This window comes from Flavobacterium turcicum, assembly GCF_011365745.1.
Classification (GTDB): domain Bacteria; phylum Bacteroidota; class Bacteroidia; order Flavobacteriales; family Flavobacteriaceae; genus Flavobacterium; species Flavobacterium turcicum.
The window spans coordinates 59,035-79,084 of sequence record NZ_JAAOBY010000001.1 but is presented as its reverse complement, the minus strand read 5'-3'; the positions used below and the strand labels follow the sequence as shown (position 1 = coordinate 79,084).

At 36.2% G+C, this 20,050-nt stretch carries 18 protein-coding genes; 12 read left to right on the top strand and 6 right to left on the bottom strand.

What is annotated here, in order from left to right:
• The first annotated feature begins 7 nt into the window (after positions 1-7).
• The 5 genes from G9Q29_RS00305 (at position 8) to proC (ending at position 5,470) form a co-directional block, all read left to right on the top strand.
• Entirely contained in the window at positions 8-1,786 is a 1,779-nt protein-coding gene (locus G9Q29_RS00305; RefSeq protein ID WP_166132519.1) for a tetratricopeptide repeat protein, read from the top strand.
• A 116-nt stretch (positions 1,787-1,902) separates the two neighbouring features.
• Positions 1,903-2,214 (top strand): DUF4286 family protein, encoded by a 312-nt coding sequence (locus G9Q29_RS00300; protein WP_166132518.1) that lies wholly within the window; start codon positions 1,903-1,905, stop codon positions 2,212-2,214.
• A 138-nt stretch (positions 2,215-2,352) separates the two neighbouring features.
• A complete protein-coding gene (gene rsmA, locus G9Q29_RS00295) occupies positions 2,353-3,132 on the top strand; it encodes a 16S rRNA (adenine(1518)-N(6)/adenine(1519)-N(6))-dimethyltransferase RsmA (protein WP_166132517.1) in 780 nt (259 codons plus the stop codon).
• Complete coding sequence (gene mgtE, locus G9Q29_RS00290) at positions 3,122-4,474, top strand: magnesium transporter (RefSeq protein WP_166132516.1); 1,353 nt, start codon at positions 3,122-3,124, stop codon at positions 4,472-4,474. The genes rsmA and mgtE overlap by 11 nt, the downstream gene beginning before the upstream one ends.
• 219 nt (positions 4,475-4,693) lie before the next feature.
• Positions 4,694-5,470, top strand: a complete 777-nt coding sequence (gene proC / locus G9Q29_RS00285) for a pyrroline-5-carboxylate reductase (RefSeq protein WP_166132515.1) — start codon at positions 4,694-4,696, stop codon at positions 5,468-5,470.
• A gap of 262 nt (positions 5,471-5,732) precedes the next feature.
• Here proC and G9Q29_RS00280 read toward each other — a convergent pair whose 3' ends face one another.
• Both G9Q29_RS00280 and nhaA read right to left on the bottom strand, forming a co-directional pair.
• Entirely contained in the window at positions 5,733-6,878 is a 1,146-nt protein-coding gene (locus G9Q29_RS00280; protein WP_166132514.1) for a pyridoxal phosphate-dependent aminotransferase, read from the bottom strand.
• A gap of 305 nt (positions 6,879-7,183) precedes the next feature.
• Entirely contained in the window at positions 7,184-8,347 is a 1,164-nt protein-coding gene (gene nhaA / locus G9Q29_RS00275) for a Na+/H+ antiporter NhaA (RefSeq protein WP_166132513.1), read from the bottom strand.
• Positions 8,348-8,489: 142 nt separating this feature from the next.
• Here nhaA and G9Q29_RS00270 point away from each other — a divergent pair, with 142 nt between their 5' ends.
• Genes G9Q29_RS00270 through G9Q29_RS00255 form a run of 3 tightly spaced genes read left to right on the top strand, consistent with a single transcriptional unit; the run spans position 8,490 to position 10,693 of the window.
• Complete coding sequence (locus G9Q29_RS00270; RefSeq protein ID WP_187038226.1) at positions 8,490-9,848, top strand: NAD(P)-dependent oxidoreductase; 1,359 nt, start codon at positions 8,490-8,492, stop codon at positions 9,846-9,848.
• 22 nt (positions 9,849-9,870) lie between these two features.
• Entirely contained in the window at positions 9,871-10,254 is a 384-nt protein-coding gene (locus G9Q29_RS00260; RefSeq protein ID WP_166132512.1) for a DUF4234 domain-containing protein, read from the top strand.
• A complete protein-coding gene (locus G9Q29_RS00255; protein ID WP_166132511.1) occupies positions 10,229-10,693 on the top strand; it encodes a DUF2752 domain-containing protein in 465 nt (154 codons plus the stop codon). Before G9Q29_RS00260 ends, G9Q29_RS00255 begins: the two co-directional genes overlap by 26 nt.
• A 55-nt stretch (positions 10,694-10,748) precedes the next feature.
• Here the strand turns inward: G9Q29_RS00255 and G9Q29_RS00250 are convergent, their stop codons facing one another.
• Positions 10,749-12,551, bottom strand: a complete 1,803-nt coding sequence (locus tag G9Q29_RS00250) for a GNAT family N-acyltransferase (RefSeq protein WP_166132510.1) — start codon at positions 12,549-12,551, stop codon at positions 10,749-10,751.
• Positions 12,552-12,663: 112 nt separating this feature from the next.
• Between G9Q29_RS00250 and G9Q29_RS00245 the strand changes: the two genes are divergently transcribed.
• The 4 genes from G9Q29_RS00245 to G9Q29_RS00230 all read left to right on the top strand — a co-directional run bounded on the left by G9Q29_RS00245 (position 12,664) and on the right by G9Q29_RS00230 (position 16,748).
• Complete coding sequence (locus tag G9Q29_RS00245) at positions 12,664-13,425, top strand: exodeoxyribonuclease III (protein WP_166132509.1); 762 nt, start codon at positions 12,664-12,666, stop codon at positions 13,423-13,425.
• Between the two features lie 156 nt (positions 13,426-13,581).
• Positions 13,582-14,523, top strand: coding sequence for an OmpA/MotB family protein (locus G9Q29_RS00240; RefSeq protein WP_166132508.1), 942 nt, complete (start codon positions 13,582-13,584; stop codon positions 14,521-14,523).
• Positions 14,524-14,647: 124 nt separating this feature from the next.
• Positions 14,648-15,685, top strand: coding sequence for an aldo/keto reductase (locus tag G9Q29_RS00235; RefSeq protein WP_166132507.1), 1,038 nt, complete (start codon positions 14,648-14,650; stop codon positions 15,683-15,685).
• Between the two features lie 166 nt (positions 15,686-15,851).
• On the top strand, positions 15,852-16,748 hold the full coding sequence (locus tag G9Q29_RS00230; protein WP_166132506.1) for a leucine-rich repeat domain-containing protein: 897 nt from the start codon (positions 15,852-15,854) through the stop codon (positions 16,746-16,748).
• A gap of 97 nt (positions 16,749-16,845) precedes the next feature.
• Here the strand turns inward: G9Q29_RS00230 and G9Q29_RS00225 are convergent, their stop codons facing one another.
• From G9Q29_RS00225 to G9Q29_RS00215, 3 genes are all read right to left on the bottom strand, one after another.
• Positions 16,846-18,813, bottom strand: coding sequence for a transglycosylase domain-containing protein (locus G9Q29_RS00225; protein WP_166132505.1), 1,968 nt, complete (start codon positions 18,811-18,813; stop codon positions 16,846-16,848).
• 143 nt (positions 18,814-18,956) lie between these two features.
• Positions 18,957-19,469: a hypothetical protein gene (locus tag G9Q29_RS00220; protein WP_166132504.1), complete on the bottom strand. Its 513-nt coding sequence runs from the start codon at positions 19,467-19,469 to the stop codon at positions 18,957-18,959.
• A gap of 173 nt (positions 19,470-19,642) precedes the next feature.
• A complete protein-coding gene (locus G9Q29_RS00215; RefSeq protein WP_166132503.1) occupies positions 19,643-20,044 on the bottom strand; it encodes a GlcG/HbpS family heme-binding protein in 402 nt (133 codons plus the stop codon).
• Between the last annotated feature and the right edge of the window lie 6 nt (positions 20,045-20,050).

Below are 20,050 nucleotides of genomic sequence, written 5' to 3'. Positions count from 1 at the left end.
ATTGAAAATGAAAAAGCTTTTTCTATATCTCTTTTTGTCATGCTCGCTAGTGGTGTTTTCTCAAAACGACCAACTAGCTCAGTATTATTTTGACAAAGGCGATTTTGAAAAGGCAAAAATAAGTTTCGAAGAGCTCCTTAAAGAAGCACCTCAAAACAGTCAATATTTTTTGCGCACGGTAGAATGTATGCAGCAGTTACAGCAATATGATGCAGCAGATAAGGCCATTCAACAGCGATTGAGCAAATATCCACAAGGCTATTTGGTGGTAGAATTAGGCTATAATTTTCAGCTTCAAAAAAATGACGCTAAAGCAAAAGAATACTACAATCAAGCGGTAGAAAAAGTCAAAAAAAACCCGAATGAAGTGTACGGTATTGCCAATGCTTTTGAGAAAAAAGTACTGCTCGATTATGCTTTACAATGCTATCAATCGGCTACAAAATCAGATCAAAATTTTAATTTTAGCTATCAAATTGGTTTGCTTTATGGGCAAATGGCAAATTTAGAGATGATGGTAACCACGCTTTTAGATGAAGCTTTTGCTAATCCACAAAATTCTATTCGAATTCAAAATCAATTTGTTCGTTTTATGGCTGATGAAGGGGATGATTCTTTTAATCAGCTTCTGCGAAAAGCATTAATTCTAAGAACACAAAAGAATCAAGATTTGTTTTGGAATCATTATTTGAGTTGGTTTTATGTACAACAAAAGGAATTTGACAAAGCTTTCATTCAAGAAAAAGCCATTTATAAACGAAATCCGGAGTCGTTAAATGCTATTGTAAATTTAGGACAGTTGGCCATTCAAGAAGAGCGCGACGAAACAGCTCAAGAGATTTTAACTTTTGTGCTAGAGAATACACAAGACAAGGATTTAGTGTTACAAGTTGAAACCTATTTGATTCAGTTAAAAATAGAAAAGGCCAATGCAGCAGACTTGGCGGCAATAAAACTGAAATTGGAAACACTTGTGCAGCAATTTGGGATCGTACCACAAACTTTAGAATTACAACTCGCTCAGGCACATTTTACAGCCTTTAATTTAAAAAATCCCGAAGAAGGGAAAACAATAGTTAAGCGAGCATTAGAAATGCCTTTGAATGAATTTGATAAAGCTAAAGCCAAAATGGAACTGGCCGATATTTTTTTGTACGAAGAGAAATTCAATCAAGCCTTAATTTATTATTCGCAAATTGAATTGGATATAAAAAATGATGTTTTGGCACACGAAGCTAGTCTAAAAGCTGCTAAAACCAGTTATTTTAAAACTGATTTTTCATGGGCATTAAAGCAGTTCAAAGAGTTAAAAGCTGCCAATACACAATTAATAGCAAATGATGCGCTAGAGTATTTTTTGTTGATTAATGACAATACGGTGGCTGATTCTACCCAAACCGCTTTAAAAGATTTTGCCAAAGGCGATTATCTGGTTTATCAAAATAGAGATGAGGAAGCCATAACCCATTTTTTAGAAATATTAAAAAAGCACAAAGGGGCTGAAATAGAAGCGGTAACCTTGCTACGATTGGGCAAATTGTATGAAAAGAAAGCCAATTACGAACAAGCTTTAAACCAATATCAAGCCATAATTACACAGCATAAGGATGGGATTTACGTTGATGAAGCACTGTTTTTTTCGGCAGAGATTTACAACAAGCAAACGGTTCCTGAAAAGGCAAAACCGCTTTATGAAAAAATACTATTTGAACACGAAGACAGTATTTATTTTGTAGAGGCGCGAAACAAATTTAGGCAGTTGCGAGGCGATACTTTGAATCCTTAATTCACAATGACCTCTTTTCATAATGCACAATTAAAAGCGCATTTAAAACAGATTTATTAAACACTTTTAAACCTATTGACCTTTATAGATGACCCATTCAGGGAAAAGGTGATTTTATGATACTATACAACGTTACCACAAACATACACGAAAGCGTACACGACCAATGGATGATCTGGATGCAGCACAAACACATACCTGAAATGCTAGCAACGGGAAAATTCACCGCAGCACGAATGGTACGCGTATTAGTCGAAGAAGAAATGGGCGGTGTAACTTATTCTGTGCAATATACCACAGATAGTAAAGCTACACTCGAAAGTTATTATCAAGAAGATGCTCCTGCAATGAGAGCCGAAGGAGCCAAGCTTTTTGGAGACAAAATGCTCGCTTTTAGAACCGAATTGCAACTAATAGCAGATTATTAGTTCATCAAAAGAAGATAAATAGTACTGTTTTAAAGAGCTAAAGAAAGCATTTCATTAAAGTAGTATGCAATTATTTTCAATTTTAAAATAATAGAAGTAGGCTTTGTGCCTATGTGCCATTGAGGCAAAACAAGAATTATGGAAAAAGTTACCGCCAAAAAGCACTTAGGACAACACTTTTTAAAAGACGAAAGTATTGCAAAAGATATAGCCGATACCTTGAATTTACAAGGATATGATGATGTTTTAGAGATTGGACCTGGAATGGGTGTGTTAACGAAATACCTACTGGACAAGCCCATTACAACTTACGTGATCGAAATTGATGCAGAATCTGTGACGTATTTGGATGCAAAATATCCAAAATTGAAAGATAAAATCATTTCGCAAGACTTTTTAAAATACAATATCAACGAGATATTTGAAGGAAAACAGTTTGCAATTATTGGTAATTTCCCGTACAATATTTCGACTCAAATTGTATTTAGAACGCTGGAGTTTAGAGATCAAATTCCGGAGTTTGCAGGAATGTTTCAAAAAGAAGTAGCCGAGCGAATTTGCGAAAAAGAAGGTTCTAAGGCTTACGGAATTTTATCAGTATTGGTACAAGCTTTTTATGACGCCGAATACCTTTTTACAGTAGATGAAAATGTGTTTAATCCGCCGCCAAAAGTAAAATCGGGTGTGTTGCGCTTGCGCCGAAAAGAAGATTACAGTTTGCCTTGCAGCGAAAAATTATTTTTTACCGTAGTAAAAACTGCTTTTCAACAGCGACGTAAAACCTTAAGAAATAGTTTGAAAACGTTGAATTTGACTGATGCTTTGCGTGAAGATGAAATATTCAACAAACGACCAGAGCAGCTTAATGTAGCTCAATTTATTGCCCTCACCCAAAAAATAGAAGCCGATGGAATTTAAAATCAGCAAAGTATTAATTCATGAATTAGAGCAACTCATTCAAAACAAAAACGACCAGCAATTGGAGGTCTTGTTGAATGACATGCACCATGCTGATATTGCTGAAATTCTGGATGAATTAGACTTTAATGAAGCTACCTATATCTTTAAAGTTTTAGATAGTGAGAAAACGGCCGAGATCCTTTTGGAACTCGAGGATGACTTGCGTGAAAATATCTTAAGTAGGCTTTCGCCAAAGGAAATCGCTGAGGAGTTAGATGAACTTGAAACGAATGATGCGGCGGATATTATCGCCGAGCTTTCGCAAGATTTGAAAGCAGAGGTAATATCTGAACTTCAAGACGTAGAACACGCCAAAGATATTGTTGACTTGTTGCGTTATGACGAGGATACTGCGGGTGGAATCATGCACAAGGAGTTGGTTAAGGTCAATGAAAATTGGAACGTACTCACTTGTGTAAAAGAAATGCGCATTCAAGCTGAAAATATTTCCAGAGTACACTCCATTTACGTGGTAGATGATGAGGACAGGCTAAAAGGGCGCTTATCACTAAAAGATTTGTTGACTACTTCGTCTAGAACGCCAATTAATGATGTGTATATCCGAAAATTAAACTCGGTAAAAGTAGATACAGAAGATGTTGAGGTAGCGCGTATCATGCAAAAATACGATTTAGAGGCTATTCCGGTAGTAGATGAATTAGGTCGCCTCGTAGGCCGAATCACTATTGATGATATCGTTGACGTAATCAAGGACGAAGCCGATGAGGATTACCAATTAGCAGCTGGTATCTCGCAAGATGTTGAAGCCGATGATAGCATTTACGAACATACCAAAGCACGTTTGCCTTGGTTGGTCTTGGCACTATTAGGAGGTTTTGTTTCGGTTAAAGTTCTTGGACTTTTTGAAGGTGCAATGTTGCAACACGGTAATTTGTTCTTTTTTACGCCGCTTATTGCTGCAATGGCGGGCAATGTTGGTGTGCAATCATCAGCTATTATTGTGCAAGGTTTGGCTAATAATACGTTAAGTGGTTCCGTTTTTAACCGACTCATTAAAGAGGTTTCCCTAAGCTTATTAAATGGAGTTATCTTAGCTACCATTTTATTTGTAGGAAGTCATTTTTTACTGAATGTAGAAATGATTATCGGGATTATTGTCACTACCGCTTTGATTGCAGTAATCATAATTGCGTCATTAATTGGTACGTCTATACCATTGTTGTTGGATAAATTCGGAATTGACCCTGCTTTGGCTACTGGACCTTTTATAACAACGAGTAACGACATTTGTGGTATTTTAATATACTTTTCAATAGCACGATTGATCTTAGGGTTTTAGCCTCTTAAAATAGATTTGAATATTATCATTCAGCCAAAAGTGAAATCTTTTTATACCACTAGTTTGGTTCAAATTGATTTCATTTTTGGCTTTTTCATTTATGGAGTTTGTGGTTTGTGTTGCTGTTTTAGCTATTTTTGAGAAAACTAAACTAAAACTAACTACTTGCCTTATTGATTTTGTTTTAAATACAAAGGAAAGGGCAAAAAACTACAACGCATGAAAGTACACATTATTGGCGGAGGAAACCTTGGCGTTTCTATCGCACTCGGTTTGGCTAAATTTGCTACACAACATCAGGTAACCATTACACGACGCAACATTTCAAGTATTCTTTATCTCGAAAAATTAGGGGCAACAGTAACAACGAATAACATTCTCGGAATTCAAGAGGCTGACGTAATTATACTCACCATTAAACCCTATCAGGTAGATACCGTTTTGGCCGAAATTCTACCACAAATCTCCAATAAAATCATTGCATCGGCAGTAAGCGGATTGTCTATTGAAAATTTGCAATCTAAAATTGGCGCCAATAACTATGCGGTTCGCATCATGCCTAATATTGCCGCACAATTTGGTGCATCGGCAACATGTATTGCATTTCATGAAGCCCATAAAGAATTGGCTCAAGAGGTAGTTGCTCTATTCGAAAGTTTGGGTACCGCACCGATTATTGACGAGAAGTTGATGGATGCAGCCACTGTGCTAGCAGCGAGCGGAACAGCTTTTGCCCTGCGCTACATTCGCGCCTCAATGCAAGCTGGAATCGAAATTGGTTTCGATTGGCAAACGGCATTGGCCATTTCTGCTCAAACGGTAAAGGGAGCTGCCGAAATGCTTCTCGAAGAAAAAATCCATCCCGAACAATTAATTGATCGTGTGACCACGCCGCAAGGTTGTACTATTGCTGGCTTAAACGAAATGGAAATGCACGGTTTTAGTTCGTCATTAATTCGAGGAATAAAAACTTCTCTTAAGCAGATTAAGGGGTAGTGGAGTTCAATGTGAGTTCTTTTTATGGGTTTGAGACCATAAAATTCCATAAATAGTTTTGCCATAACACAAACCAAACGCTACTAAATACTAAAAAGCCTCGTTCACAATTTGTAAACGAGGCTTTTTTTATTATCAGACAATCCAATTAAGTTGTGGTAGATTTTGTTTTTCTTGTTTTCAAATTAAACCTAAGCCACAAAACCAATTTTAATTTAAGCTTAAACTCAAATTACTTATTGATTGATTTGGTAGCAGTTTGTTATTGTATTGCTTTAATAAATTTTTTCATTTCATCCATTGTACCTACTGTAATCCTTGTCCATTTACCTCGTTCTTCATATATTTTTCCGCCTTCAATATTATTATCTTCTAATTGCTTGAAATAATCCTTACCGTATTTTGCAAGTGAAAAATAGATGAAATTTGTATTGGATGAAATGCACTCGCAATTTAATTTTTTGAGTTCGCTGATAGTATATTGTCTAACATTTTCATTTAAGGAATAACAATTTGAAACAAAATTTTCATCTTTCAATGAAGCTATTGCAGCAAGTTTTGATAGGACACTTACGCTATTATTAGTATTGGATTGTATATTTGATAAATCATCAATTGTTGTTTTGTCTGCAATTGCATACCCAATCCTCGCTCCAGCTAATCCATACATCTTGGAAAATGTTTTGGTTATAATAATATTTTTGTGGTCATTGACGATAGGACTAAGTGATTGCTGTTTAGTGAAGTCCAAATAAGCCTCATCTATTAATACAATTGTTTTTTGTGAAATTTTGGATATAAATTCTACTAATGCTTCTCTCTCGCAAACTGTTCCAGTTGGGTTATTTGGATTACAGATATAAACTAGTTTAGTATTTTGGTTTACAGCTTGCAACATAGCATTCAAATCAATTTTCTTGTCGCTTGTGAGAGGCCCTTTATTTTTCGTTAAACCTAAATTATCTAATGAAACTGTCCAGTAATCGTAGCTCGGGTCTGCAATTACATAATTTGCGTTGCCAGTTCCTCGCTGCGGTGAGCCTTGTCCTTTCTCTAGTGACACAAATTTTGCAACTAAATCTAAAATTTCAGTTGAACCAGCTCCTAACAATATATTTTCGTCTTTAACACTATTTTTTTTTGCAAGGTCAGAGATAAGAAGTGTTGCAACATCCCAATTATATCGGTTACTAATATTCGCATTGTCCAAAAATGCTTTCCTTGCTAATGGAGATGGACCATAAGGGTTTTCATTTGAACGTAAAAAAATTAAGTTAGTATCATTTTCAAAACTATTGATTAAAATTTCTGATTCAAGTGGAGAGGCAAATAAATTGAAGTTAGTAAGTCCAACACCAGCAACTCCAATTCCAATTTTTTTCAACCAAAGTCTTCTGTTCGTTTCCATGTTTTGTTTTTTAAATTGGTCTTTAAATAAACAGTTTGTTACAATTGCGGTGTGTAAAAATGGAACGAACCATAAGCTTAGCTGTAGTATAATGATCGGACTTGTGTTGTCAGTTGCAGTGGCGCAGTTTATTGTCCTTCAAAAACTATCGCTTTTAATGTTGCTGCCATGTTTTGTTTTTTCTTCTTGAGTAAACGCGATTTCATAGATAGTTTTGCCATAACGCAAACCAAAAGCTACTAAATACTAAAAAGCCTCATTAACAACTTTGTAAACGAGGCTTTTTTTATTATCAGACAATCCAATTAAGTTGTGGTAGATTTTGTTTTTCTTGTTTTCAAATTAAACTTAAGCCAAACAAAACCAATTGTTCCCGCCATAAACGAAGCTAATAAAATGGCAATTTTAGAGTACGTGATTACTTCTTCGCCATTATTTTTAAAGGCTAAAAGCGTAATGAAAATCGACATCGTAAAACCGATTCCACCCAGCATTCCAGCGCCCAAAATAGTAGACCATTTTAAGTCTCGTGGTAAAGTACAAATTCCTAAACTCACCGCAAGGAACGAAAATAACCAGATTCCTAATGGCTTACCAATCACTAATCCGGCAATGATTCCGATGGTATTTGATTGCGTTAAGCCCTCATGCCAATCTGGATTTATGGCGATACACGTATTGGCTATTGCAAATAAGGGCAAAATGAAAAAGGCAACCGGATTGTGCAGGAAATGCTGCAATTTGTACGAGATGGTCTTTTTGCCGCCATCTCCAAACGGAATCACAAATGCCAACAAAACGCCAGTTATTGTAGCATGTACACCAGAGTTAAGCATGAAATACCACATTCCTGCACCGCCAAGTAGGTACGGCCAAAGACTATGTACGTTTCTTCTGTTCAAAATAAATAAGCCTCCCATAATTCCAAAAGCGATGGCTAGATTTAAAAATGAGATGCTTTCGGTATAATAAATAGCAATAACCATGATGGCACCTAAGTCGTCAATAACAGCAAGAGCAGTCAAAAATACTTTTAACGATGTAGGTACTTTGTTACCTAAAAGCGATAAAATCCCTATTGCAAAGGCAATATCAGTGGCCATTGGTATTCCCGCACCGTTTTGGGTAATTGTTCCAAAATTCAAGGCCAAAAAAATTCCTGCCGGAACAATCATTCCGCCAAGTGCGCCAAAAATAGGTAAGGCAGCATTTTTTAGGTCAGATAGCTCTCCTTGGTAAATTTCGCGTTCTAATTCTAAACCTATTAGTAAAAAGAAAATCGTCATCAATCCGTCATTAATCCAATGGGTTATGGAATGATGGCCAATTTGTGTGTCCCAAAATGCAATGTAATCGGTTTGTATGGCAGAATTAGCTAAAAACAACGATCCTAAAGTGACAAATAGTAATAAGATTCCGCCTGATTTTTCGCTTTCAAAAAAAGCTTTGAAGGTTTTTGTTAATTTCATGGGTAATTTATTGTGTAGCAGCAGTCGGATTGCTACGAATTTGTAGTTTGCAAATTTACGATTTTAAAAGTGAAATTCCATTCGGGAGCCAATAAACCGTATTTTTTTTGTTAATTTGAATGGTTAAATCTCCATCATCATTATGGCTATAAAAGTCCTTCATCTCGATAGCAATCATCCCATATTGTGGGACCAATTAGAAAATGCTGGTTTCATTAATCACAGCGATTACAAATCCTCTAAACAAGAAATAGAAGTACTAATTGATCAATATCACGGAATCGTAATTCGGAGTCGTTTTAAAATTGATCAGACTTTTTTAGACAAAGCAACGCAATTGCAGTTCATTGCTCGCGTGGGCGCTGGATTAGAAAGTATTGATTGCGAGTATGCCGAATCAAAAAACATCTCACTTATTGCAGCGCCAGAAGGCAACCGTAATGCGGTCGCTGAACATACGTTGGGCATGATTTTGTCACTTTTTAACAAGTTAAACCAAGCCGATCGTGAAATTCGTTCGGGTCAATGGAATCGCGAATTGAACCGTGGGTATGAGTTAGACGGTCAAACCGTAGGAATTATTGGTTATGGCAATATGGGGAAATCATTTGCCAAAAAACTACGTGGTTTTGATGTTACTGTTTTGTGTTACGATATTATAGATGGGGTTGGCGATGCCAATGCTAAGCAAGTAAGTTGGGCAGAATTTCAAGAAAAAGTTACTGTATTGAGTTTGCATTTGCCTTGGACACCTGATACCGATAAAATGGTAAACGAAGCTTTTATTAATGGTTTTAAAAATCCGTTTTGGATTATGAATACCTCACGAGGCAAGAATATTCTAACCGATGATTTAGTCGCTGCACTGCAATCAGGAAAAATCTTGGGCGCTGGTTTGGATGTTTTAGAATATGAAAAATTGTCTTTCGAAACACTTTTTACGGATGCCAATCCGCCAGCCGCTTTCCAATATTTATTGCAAGCGCCTAATGTAATTTTAACACCCCATGTAGCGGGTTGGACGTTTGAAAGTCACGAGCGATTGGCACAAGTTATTGTTGATAAAATAAAAACGAAGTACGCTCCACAACCAGAAATGACAGAGCCTGAACAACGTGTAACCGGTGTGGGCGGTTTCTTTTTTAAAGCGCAAAATCCAGCCGAATTGAAACAATGGTACCACACACATTTAGGGCTGCCAACCGATGATTATGGTGCTACTTTTTGGTGGAAAGACAAACAAGGTAACGATTGTAGCACGCAATGGTCGCCTTTTGAAGCAGACACCAACTACTTTGAACCCAGTCAAAAAGACTTCATGCAAAATTTCAGAGTTGCTGATTTAGAATCGCTTTTAAAAAAATTAACAACCGAAGGTGTAACAATTGTAGGGGAGATGCAGACTTATGAGTACGGAAAATTTGGCTGGATCGTGGATCCCGAAGGAAATAAAATTGAACTCTGGGAACCAATTGATGCTGCTTTTGAACCAAAAAACTAATCTAACCAAAAAACTATAAACTATGGAAAATCAAAAACACGAAGCTTGGAACACGCCAAGAAAACCAATCCCTGTATTTAAGGTAGACCCTTTGTTGGTTTTAGTATTGGGTTTTTTAACATGCGGATTGTATTTAATTTATTGGAATATTAAAGTAGCAGAAGTTTTTAATGCTGTTTCAGAAAGACAAGTTATTTCACAGCCAGTTGCGATTTTTGCGGGCTGTTGCTACCCGGTAAATATATACTTCTTTTATTTGGCAGGAAGAGATGCTTTGCCAGATGTGTATGCCCATGCAGGTGTTCCACAGAAGGATGATACTGTACTTTTACTTGTTCTAGGATTCTTTTTTCCAATGATTGCTGCAATGAAAGTTCAAAATGACATCAATAAATTATATAACTAATACTAGGGTAAAAAGAAAGATTTACGGAATTATTGGTGCGATTTTAACGCTGATAATTCCGTTTTTATTAATGATCTCTAATGAAGATAATCATCTTCAAACAGATCAATCTTTGTGCCCGTTTAAAATGATCTCTGGTTTTCCGTGTCCAGGCTGTGGAATCACCAAATCATTAGTTTACTTTTTTCAAGGTGATTTACTTAAGAGTTTAAGTTATCATATCTTGGGTCCTTTTGTAGTGCTATTTAGTCTTTTTTCAATCGTTTTGTTGACTTGTGAAATAGCTACTAGAAAAGAATATTTAAACAAATATTTTTACAATAAAAAGCTTGCATACGGATTAGGAGTTTTTTTGGCAATTTACCATGTATGTAGATTAATTTATTTTGTTCAAAATAATTCAATAGATAGTATTTTAAAAGAGTCCATTTGGAAGTGATATAAAAAACAAAATCCCGATTCAATCGGGATTTTGTTTTTTATAAATCTTTGTATTACTCTTCTTTTTCAACTAGTTTGCGCTCTAGTTCGGCTTGAAATTCTTCCATAACCGGTTTCATAGTGCTTTCTGGAATATCAGCAATCCTTATGTACATCAAACCATCTACCGCATTATTAAACAAAGGATCAACGTTAAACGCCACTACTTTTGCGTTTTGTTTGATGTATTTTTTAATTAAAACTGGTAAGCGTAAACTGCCAGGTTCTAATTCGTCAATAATCTTATCAAATTTATTCAAATCCGACTCAGCTTCGTCAAAAATAAAGTCTTTATCAGCATCTTTCAATTTAACTTTGTAAGCCTTTTTCGGATGAATGTATTGCGCAATGTACGGATCGTAATAGTTTGATTTCATAAACTCAATCATTAACGATTTCGAAAAATCTGAAAATTGATTGCTAATACTCACTCCGCCTAATAAAAATTTATGTTCCGGATAACGCAAAGTGGTATGCATAATTCCTTTCCACAACAAGAATAAAGGCATTGGTTTTTGCTGGTATTCTTTAATGATAAAGGCACGGCCCATTTCGATAGATTTGTGCATCATGTCGTGCAACTCCGGCTCAAATCGGAACAAATCATTCAAATAAAAACCATTAATTCCGTATTTCGGGTAAATCTCTGATCCTAATCCCATACGGTAAGCGCCCGCTATTTTATTCGCTTCGTTGTCCCACAAAAACAAATGGTGGTAGTATTGATCGTGCTTATCCAAGTCGATCGATTCATTGGTGCCTTCGCCTACTTCTCGAAATGTAATTTCGCGTAAGCGGCCTATTTCATGTAAAATACTCGGAATTTTATTCGCTCTTGCAAAAAACACCTCGTAGTTTTTACTTTGCAACAAACGACAATCTGTGCTGCGTAAAGCTTCAACTTCTTGCACCATCGTTTCTGGACTGGCAGCGGTAACAATTGTTTTTGGGCTTTTCGGAATTTTAAGCGTAGGGGTTGGCAAAAAGGGAATTTCTTTCTCGAAAGGATTCGCCAACATGTATGTTTTCTTTCTCAAAAATTCAGAGTATTCTTCAAGCGTAGTATGTTCGTTTTGTTCGCTTACCGAAATCGGTTTACCAATACGCACTTTAATCACGCGGCGTTTTTGACTAAACACTTCCGAAGGCAGTTTTGCAGTGCGCAACGTGCCACTTATTTTCGATAAAAAATAAAATAATTTACTGTTTTTAGCATGAAAATAAATTGGTACAACGGGCACTTGTGCTTTTCGAATCACCTTGATAGCGCCTTCTTCCCAAGGTTTATCTACCATCAATTTACCATCTTTATAAGTCGAAACTTCACCCGCAGGAAACATCCCCAAAGGCTTTCCATCGCTTAAATGACGTAAAGTTTCTTTAATACCTACCACGCTTGACTTTACATCCTTATGATTTTCAAAAGGATTTACCGGCATGATGTACTTTTTGAGCGGCTCAATTCGGTGCAGTAAAAAGTTGGCTATAATTTTAAAATTGGGCTCTCTTTCTAGCATTAATTTTAAAAGTAAAACCCCGTCAATTCCGCCTAGCGGGTGGTTTGATATGGTGATGTAAGCGCCTTCTTTTGGTAATCGTTTTAAATCTTCCTCTGGAATTTCAAATTTAATTTTTAAGTCATCCAATACTCCATTCAAAAACGCAACATCTTGCAGATGCTTATTTCTGTTATATACTGTGTTTAAGGTAGATATTTTTAGCACCTTCATTAACATCCATCCTGAAAAAGTTCCAAGAAATCCGTATTTGTCTACATTTATTGCTTTTGCAACTTCTTTGGCGGTTACTAAACCCATTTATTATTGTTTTTAAGGCAAGAAACAAAGATAGCAAAAAACTCCATTTTCTCTATTTTTCTGGGCCAAACTTCTTCTTTTTTGTTACATTTGGGTTTCAAAAATCTACTTCATGAGAATTATTTCATACAATGTCAACGGGATACGAGCCGCTATCACAAAAGGATTTTTAGACTGGTTGCAAGCCGCTCAACCGGATGTTATTTGCCTTCAGGAAATTAAGGCTACCGAGGATCAAATTCCGGTCGAAGCCATCACTCAAGCGGGTTATCCGTACCAATATTACCATTCTGCTACCAAAAAGGGATACAGCGGAGTAGCCATTTTATCCAAAATAAAACCCAATGCAGTAGTACACGGAACCGGAATTGACCACATGGATTTTGAAGGGCGCAACATTCGTGCTGATTTTGATGATTTTTCAGTTATGAGTTTGTACTTGCCATCAGGTACCAACATGGATCGATTGGATCACAAGTTCATGTTCATGGACGATTTTCAAAACTACATTAACGCACTCAAAGTTGAAATTCCAAATCTAGTAATTTGCGGAGACTACAACATTTGTCACCAACCTATTGATATTCATGATCCGGTGCGCAACAAAAATGTTTCTGGATTTTTGCCCGAAGAGCGCGCTTGGTTAGATGGATTTATCAAATCGGGTTTTGTAGATAGTTTTCGTCATTTCAACAGCGAGCCGCATCAATATTCGTGGTGGAGTTACCGTGCGGGAGCCCGAAAAAACAATAAAGGCTGGCGTATTGATTACAATTTAGTAAGCGATTCTCTAAAACATAAATTAAAAAGAGCCGTTATCCTTTCTGATGCAGTGCACTCCGATCACTGCCCAATTCTAGTCGAACTCGAGTAGTAGTATTAGGAGCTTTATCCTGCTATTCGCTGTAATCTTTTATTTTTTAAAGAAAAAAATAAAAGGATTTCCGCTGCTATCAGGGCTAAAAGAGTACGGTTTTCATCACATTTTCGAGTTCTAAAACAAAATGAATCAACATCAAAAATTAACGTTATGATAAAAAAATTTTCCATCGGATTGCTAGTTTTAGCCTTGTCAACATCCTGTGTTTCAAAAAAAATATACAACGATCTAGAGAATAAATTTGCCGACCTAAAAAAAGAAAACAGAAGCTTGGCTGATGAAAATTCTAACTTGCAACAAGGTAAAAACAAAGTCGAACTAGAGCGTGACGGTCTGAAATCGGATTTAGATAAAAACAAAGCCGACTTAGCCAAACTCAAAGCAGAATATGCAGCGGCACAAGAGCAATTTAAAGCCTTGCAAGATTCGTATGCAGCTCTTGAAAAAAACAGCAACGATGCCTTGCAAAGCAACCTCAAAAAAAATCGTGATTTGTTAGGTCAACTTGACGAAAAAGGAAAAGCTTTAGCACTGGAGCAAGAGCGTTTGAGCAAGAGTGCACAACGTTTGCAAGAGCTAGAAGATTTGATTGCCGCCAAAGAGGCGAGCATGAAAAAACTAAAAGAAACCTTATCTAAAGCTTTAAATAGTTTTGAAGGTAAAGGTTTAACCGTAGAGCAAAAAAACGGAAAAGTTTACGTGTCTATGGAGAACAAGCTGCTTTTTAATTCCGGAAGTTGGGCAGTAGGCTCCGAAGGTAAAAAAGCGGTTGTAGAGCTAGGAAAAGTATTGGGTGATAACCCTGATATTGCTGTACTTATCGAAGGGCATACAGATGACGATGCTTTTAGCGCATCTGGACCAATAGCTGATAACTGGGATTTATCAACCAAAAGAGCAACTGCAATCGTAGCTATTTTGAGCGAAAACAAAAAAATCAACAAGCAAAATCTAACTGCAGCTGGCCGTGGTGAATTCTCGCCTTTAGCTAGTAACGCTACTACTGATGGTAAAGCAAAAAACCGTCGTATTGAGATCATCTTAACCCCTCGTTTGGATGCCATTGCAGAAATGCTGAATGAAATAAATTAATATTGAAGCAAATATTCATAGAGGCAAAGGTTCAGAGTTTTTACTCGATACTTTTGCCTTTTTTCCCTTTGTTCCTTTGTACCCTTGCACTTTTGTCCCTTTTTACAACTGACTTAAAAAAAAAATGAAATACACTACTTTACCGAATACCGATATAAAAATTAGCAAAATCTGCCTTGGAACGATGACTTTCGGCCAACAAAACACAGAGGCCGAGGGTCACGCTCAAATGGATTGTGCGCTTGCAAACGGTGTCAATTTTTTTGATACTGCCGAGATGTACTCCATTCCTGCCAAGAAAGAAACGTACGGTAGCACCGAACGCATTATTGGTAGCTGGTTTAAAAAATCAGGCAAAAGAGATCAGGTGGTTTTAGCTACCAAAATAGCAGGACCCAATCCTAATTTTGGGTACATGAGACCCGAGTTAGATTTTTCTCCCGCCAGTATCACGCACGCATTAAATTCTAGTTTAGAACGTTTGCAAACCGATTATGTTGATCTTTACCAACTGCATTGGCCAGAGAGAAAAACGAATTATTTTGGGCAACGCGGTTTTAAAGTGCAAGAGGATGAATGGCAAGACAATATTCACGAGGTATTGGAAACTCTAGATGGTTTTGTCAAAGCAGGTAAAATAAAGCATATCGGACTATCAAACGAAAATCCGTGGGGAATAATGCGTTTTCTAGAAGAAAGCAAACACCACAATTTGCCTCGAGTAAAAACAGTTCAAAACCCGTATTCGTTATTGAATCGTTTGTTCGAAGTGGGTTCGGCAGAAGTTTGTATGCGCGAAAATGTTGGTTTGCTGGCATATTCACCAATGGCTTTTGGAGTTTTATCAGGTAAATTTTTATCCGGTGAGGCACAGCCTAATGCGCGCATTTCGTTATTTCCGCAATACACCAGATACAGCAGTGCACAATCTACCGAGGCTACAAAAAGATACCAAGATATTGCTCAGCGCAATGGTTTAACCTTGACCGAATTGGCTTTGGCCTTTATCGAGCAGCAAGCATTTGTGAGCAGTACCATAATTGGAGCTACTTCGATAGAGCAACTCCAACAAAATATCAATACCATTCAAGTGTCACTTTCTGATGAAATTTTGCAAGCCATTGATGCCGTGCAAGCGAGTATTCCTAATCCAGCTCCGTAAAAAATGATAGAAATAGAAAGATTATAAAAGAAGGAACGCCAAAAAAAGATTAAAATAGTTTATCCAAAATTTGATTTGGACTTACTTTTTGGAATTTGGGCTTTATATAATTGTAACTCTAGAGTCAGATGCATCATTGTTTAAGTGTAAAGTTTAAAAATCAATTATGAAAAATATAATTTTCTTGTTCTTTATGTTTTTTTCTGTTTCAGTTATTAATGCACAAGAAAAAAAATGGGGTATCGAATATGGAGCATATGAAAGAGTAAAAGATGGTTCTATGAAAATAGAAGATGCTACTTATTTAACTTTTTTCAGAGTAAAAAAAATACCAAATGATTTAAAAGACTTTTATAACGTAAAAGAAATGCGTCTAGCAAGTTGTAAAGAACTAAAGAATGTAGATAACCTATGTTGTTTAGATAACTTGGAGCGATTACAAATTGATAATTGTCGCTTTGGAAGCATTAAAATTGATTCAAAATTATTTGAAAAATTGCCTCGATTGAAAACATTAGAAATAAATTCTTCTACAATTAATACTATTTCGCACAAAATAAGCAATTTAAAAGCCTTGACTAACCTTACTATTTCAAATAATGGCGAAGGTGAAAATGTGTTTATAGATTATACGTTTTTGGAAGATTTGCCATCTTTAGAAGAATTAGATTTGGGTACCAATTTAAATATATGTTATAGAAATTTAAAGAATTTAAAAAACCTTAAACGAATAGCATTAAGCGATTCAAATGAAAATAGTCATATTTTATTTGAGATTTTCGGCAGCTTAACCGGTCTAGAAGAAATAAGTTTGACAGGGGCTCAAATTGCTCGTATTCCATTTAAGAAAATGCCCAAATTGAAAAAGTTAAAAATAACTACTAATAAATCTATTGAAAACTTCGGAAGTTTAATTGGTATTGAAACATTGGAAGAATTGCATATCGGTAACTATATAGCTAATGATGATAGCGAGTTGATATTAAAAAAGTTGTCAAGTGTTAATCCGAAATTAAAAATTTTTAAAACATATAATCAACTATCAGAAGATACGGATTACTAGCAAAAAATCGCCAAATAATCCATTTCAATAGTTTGAAGTTTCGACTGTCTTGACCACCAACTTTTTTCAGTTACACAATAATAGTGTAATTTTTTATTTAAAGATCAAACTCATTATCAAGCGCAATCGAATCAGTTTTTACTTGCGTAGAATCGATTGTTTTTATTTTGATAAATGATTGTGCCGGACCAGAAATAAAGAGCGGTAAAGCTTTATAAATAGTGTCTTCGGGGATTAATAGTCCACGTCGGAACATTAATTTGGTTAAAAAAGCTTCTTGCTTCACTGCAAAATCTTTCAACTGTCCTTGATCGTTAAATTGGTACATGAATTTCTTCGGGCTAGGGATAATTCTAGCTAAGTACAAACATTCATTTAGCGATAACTCGGCAGGAGTTTTCTGGAAATAAAACTGACTCGCTTCGCCAATTCCGTAAACATTTGGCCCCCATTCAATGATGTTAAAATACACTTCAAGCATTCGTTCTTTACTCACAATGCGGTTGTTTTCTAGAATGTAAACGAGTAAAATCTCTTCCAGCTTTCGCGAAAGCGTTTTTTCTCGGCTCAAAAAAGCATTTTTAACCAATTGCATACTGATGGTACTTGCGCCACGAGCAAATTTTTTGGTTCGGATGTTTTTTACAATCGATTGTTTAAAGGCTTCGTTGATAAACCCACGGTGTGAAAAGAACGACGGGTCTTCAGTAGTTAATACACATTTTTGCAGGTAAGGTGAAATTTGATCCAAAGGCGTATAATTTGGGTTGCCCGTTCCTACCAAAATACCACGCTGAAAAACATTGTTAATCAAAGCGCGGTACACAAATTCGCCGTTGAGTTTGGTTAAATTCGCCTCTCCGTATTTGATGATTCTAAGATTTTCTTTTTGTAATTTACTGTCAAAAACAAGCTGATTGGGTTTGTTTTGGTTAAATGCAAAATCGAGTTTGTAGCTAAAGTTTCCGCTGGCCTCCATGCCTTGAAAATGGGTGAACAATCCCGCAGGTAATGAGGTGATGAAATCCTGCGCTTTCATTTTTGGCAAATCAATCTTCATCTTATAAATGGTGTCTTCCTCGGTTTCGTACGCCAAATACGGATGTATTTTGATGTTGTTGATTTGTACTGTTGAACTACTGTCAAGCGCAATAAAATCAGATCCTAAAACAAATCTATAGTCGAATTTTGCCTTTTCAAAAAGCACATCTTTGCTCGCTATTTTTGGATGATTGAGTTTTAAATTGGCAATCGACATGGCGCCATTAATACGTACTTCATCGCCGTCTTTGTCAATGTTATCAAGAACAACGCGTATCGAATTAAAGCTGGTTTTGAGGTTAAAACGTTCTTGTAAATACGGCATTCTGATAGCTCCCGTATCGATATTAATCAGTTGAATGTCGGCCTTTTTATTTCTCGGATCGGCAAAACCTTTGATGCGCCAGCGCTGGGTGAAGGTTTTGTTTTGAACTTGTATGTTGGTTTCTAGTTGTTTGTTGGCTAGTCCCAATTTTTGAATTTGAATATTGGTTTGATTGCCGTTGTCATTGAATTTAAAAGCCACATTGTTCAGCTCCATATCGGTTGGAACCAAATTAAAGGTTTTCGAAATTAATCGGTATGCAAATTCAGCGTAATCCCGTTTTTCATTGTCGGCGCTCGCTTGTTTGTCTTTTTTTAAGAAGGCATCAAAATTGCTTTTTTTGCCATTTTTTACCAATTGAATGTAACCATTATCGATGTGTAAAGTGCCTACTTGTACATTTCCACCAAGTAATTGCCATAAATTGACACTGGTTTCTAGCTTTTGAATTTTAAATAAAGTGTCGGCATTATTAGGAGCCAAAACCAAATCGGTAAATTGTAAACCCGAAAGTCCGTCGAATGAAGCCGACTTAACGCTAAAATTAGCATTGTAATCTACCTCCATTTCATGCGAAATCTTAGCAATGGTTTGTTGCAGGACGGCATCTCTAAAAAAATAAAATGCTGCAATTAATATAATTACAACTGCGACACTTATTTTTAGCGCCAGAATTACTTTTTGCTTTTTGATTTTCATTATCTCTTGACTGGGAACCGCTAAAATAGTTAGTTTTTTGATTATTAGTCCTCAGGTGTTTTAAAGTTTAATAAATTCTTAGCAATTAGTAGCTGTTGTGGTTTTATGATTTTGGTTTACAATACGATCCTTAGTTAAATGATTTATTTTAAATCAAGTAATAGTTGGTCTATTTCTCGTTTTTGAATGGCATATTTTTCTTGAAGTAAGGAACCTTCGCACATACGAGTGTAATATTCTAGCGCTTTGTTAGCAAAAAAGCGTTTGTGTGTATCGGTCAATATTGGAATATGTGGGAATTGATGATGAAAAATCATTTCATAGTACGCTTGCCATTCTCTCTCGTTTTTGTCAGCAACAGAATTTTGAGGTGTTTTTTGACTCACGTGAATCATTTCGTGCAGCAACAAGTTGAGCATTAAGGGCAAATGAAATTCGAAAGTATTTTCAGGAATCCGAATAATTTGAGGTCCAGCAAGTGGTCCTTCGGTAGTCATTAAAATAAAATCGGGTTTTGCTTTTTCTCTGAGTTCAAAACCCTTGAAATTAGGGTGTGTCAATCCGTATTCTTCAATCAAGAACTGCGCTGCAGCAATCGTTTCGCCCATTTCATGAAAGGAGTGTACAATTTGTAGTTGGTCTTGGTAGGTTTTCATTGTAGTAAGTTAGTGCAGTTTATTTCAGTTTCTTGATGAGCAAAAGCATGGTAAATATATACTTTATTCAGTCTTATTCATAATCGAGTGAACTCTTCTAGCTTGCAGACTTCAAACAAAAAAGCCTAACAAAGCAAATGTTTGTTAGGCTTTTAAAAATTAGATTTTGTAAGTTACAGGATCGCTTTGGCTGCAAATTCTGCTACAGTATGATCGTCTTCTACGGTGCTTCCGCTTACTCCAATAGCTCCAATTACTTCACCAGCATTGTTTTTGATAACAACACCTCCAGGAAAAGTAATCAATCCGCCATTACTGTGCTCTATGTTGTACAACGGAGCATCAGGTTTTACCAACGGAGTTAAAGTTGCAGTGTCCATCGTGAACCATGCTGATGTTTTTGCTTTTTTGAATGAAATGTCAATAGAGCCAATCCATGCGCCATCCATTCTTGCGAATGCTACTAAATTAGCTCCTGCGTCTACTACGCAAATGTCCATTTTAGTTCCAATTTCTTCTGATTTGATTTTTGCTGCAGCGATTACTGCTTCTGCTTGTTGTAATGTAATGTTCATTTTTTT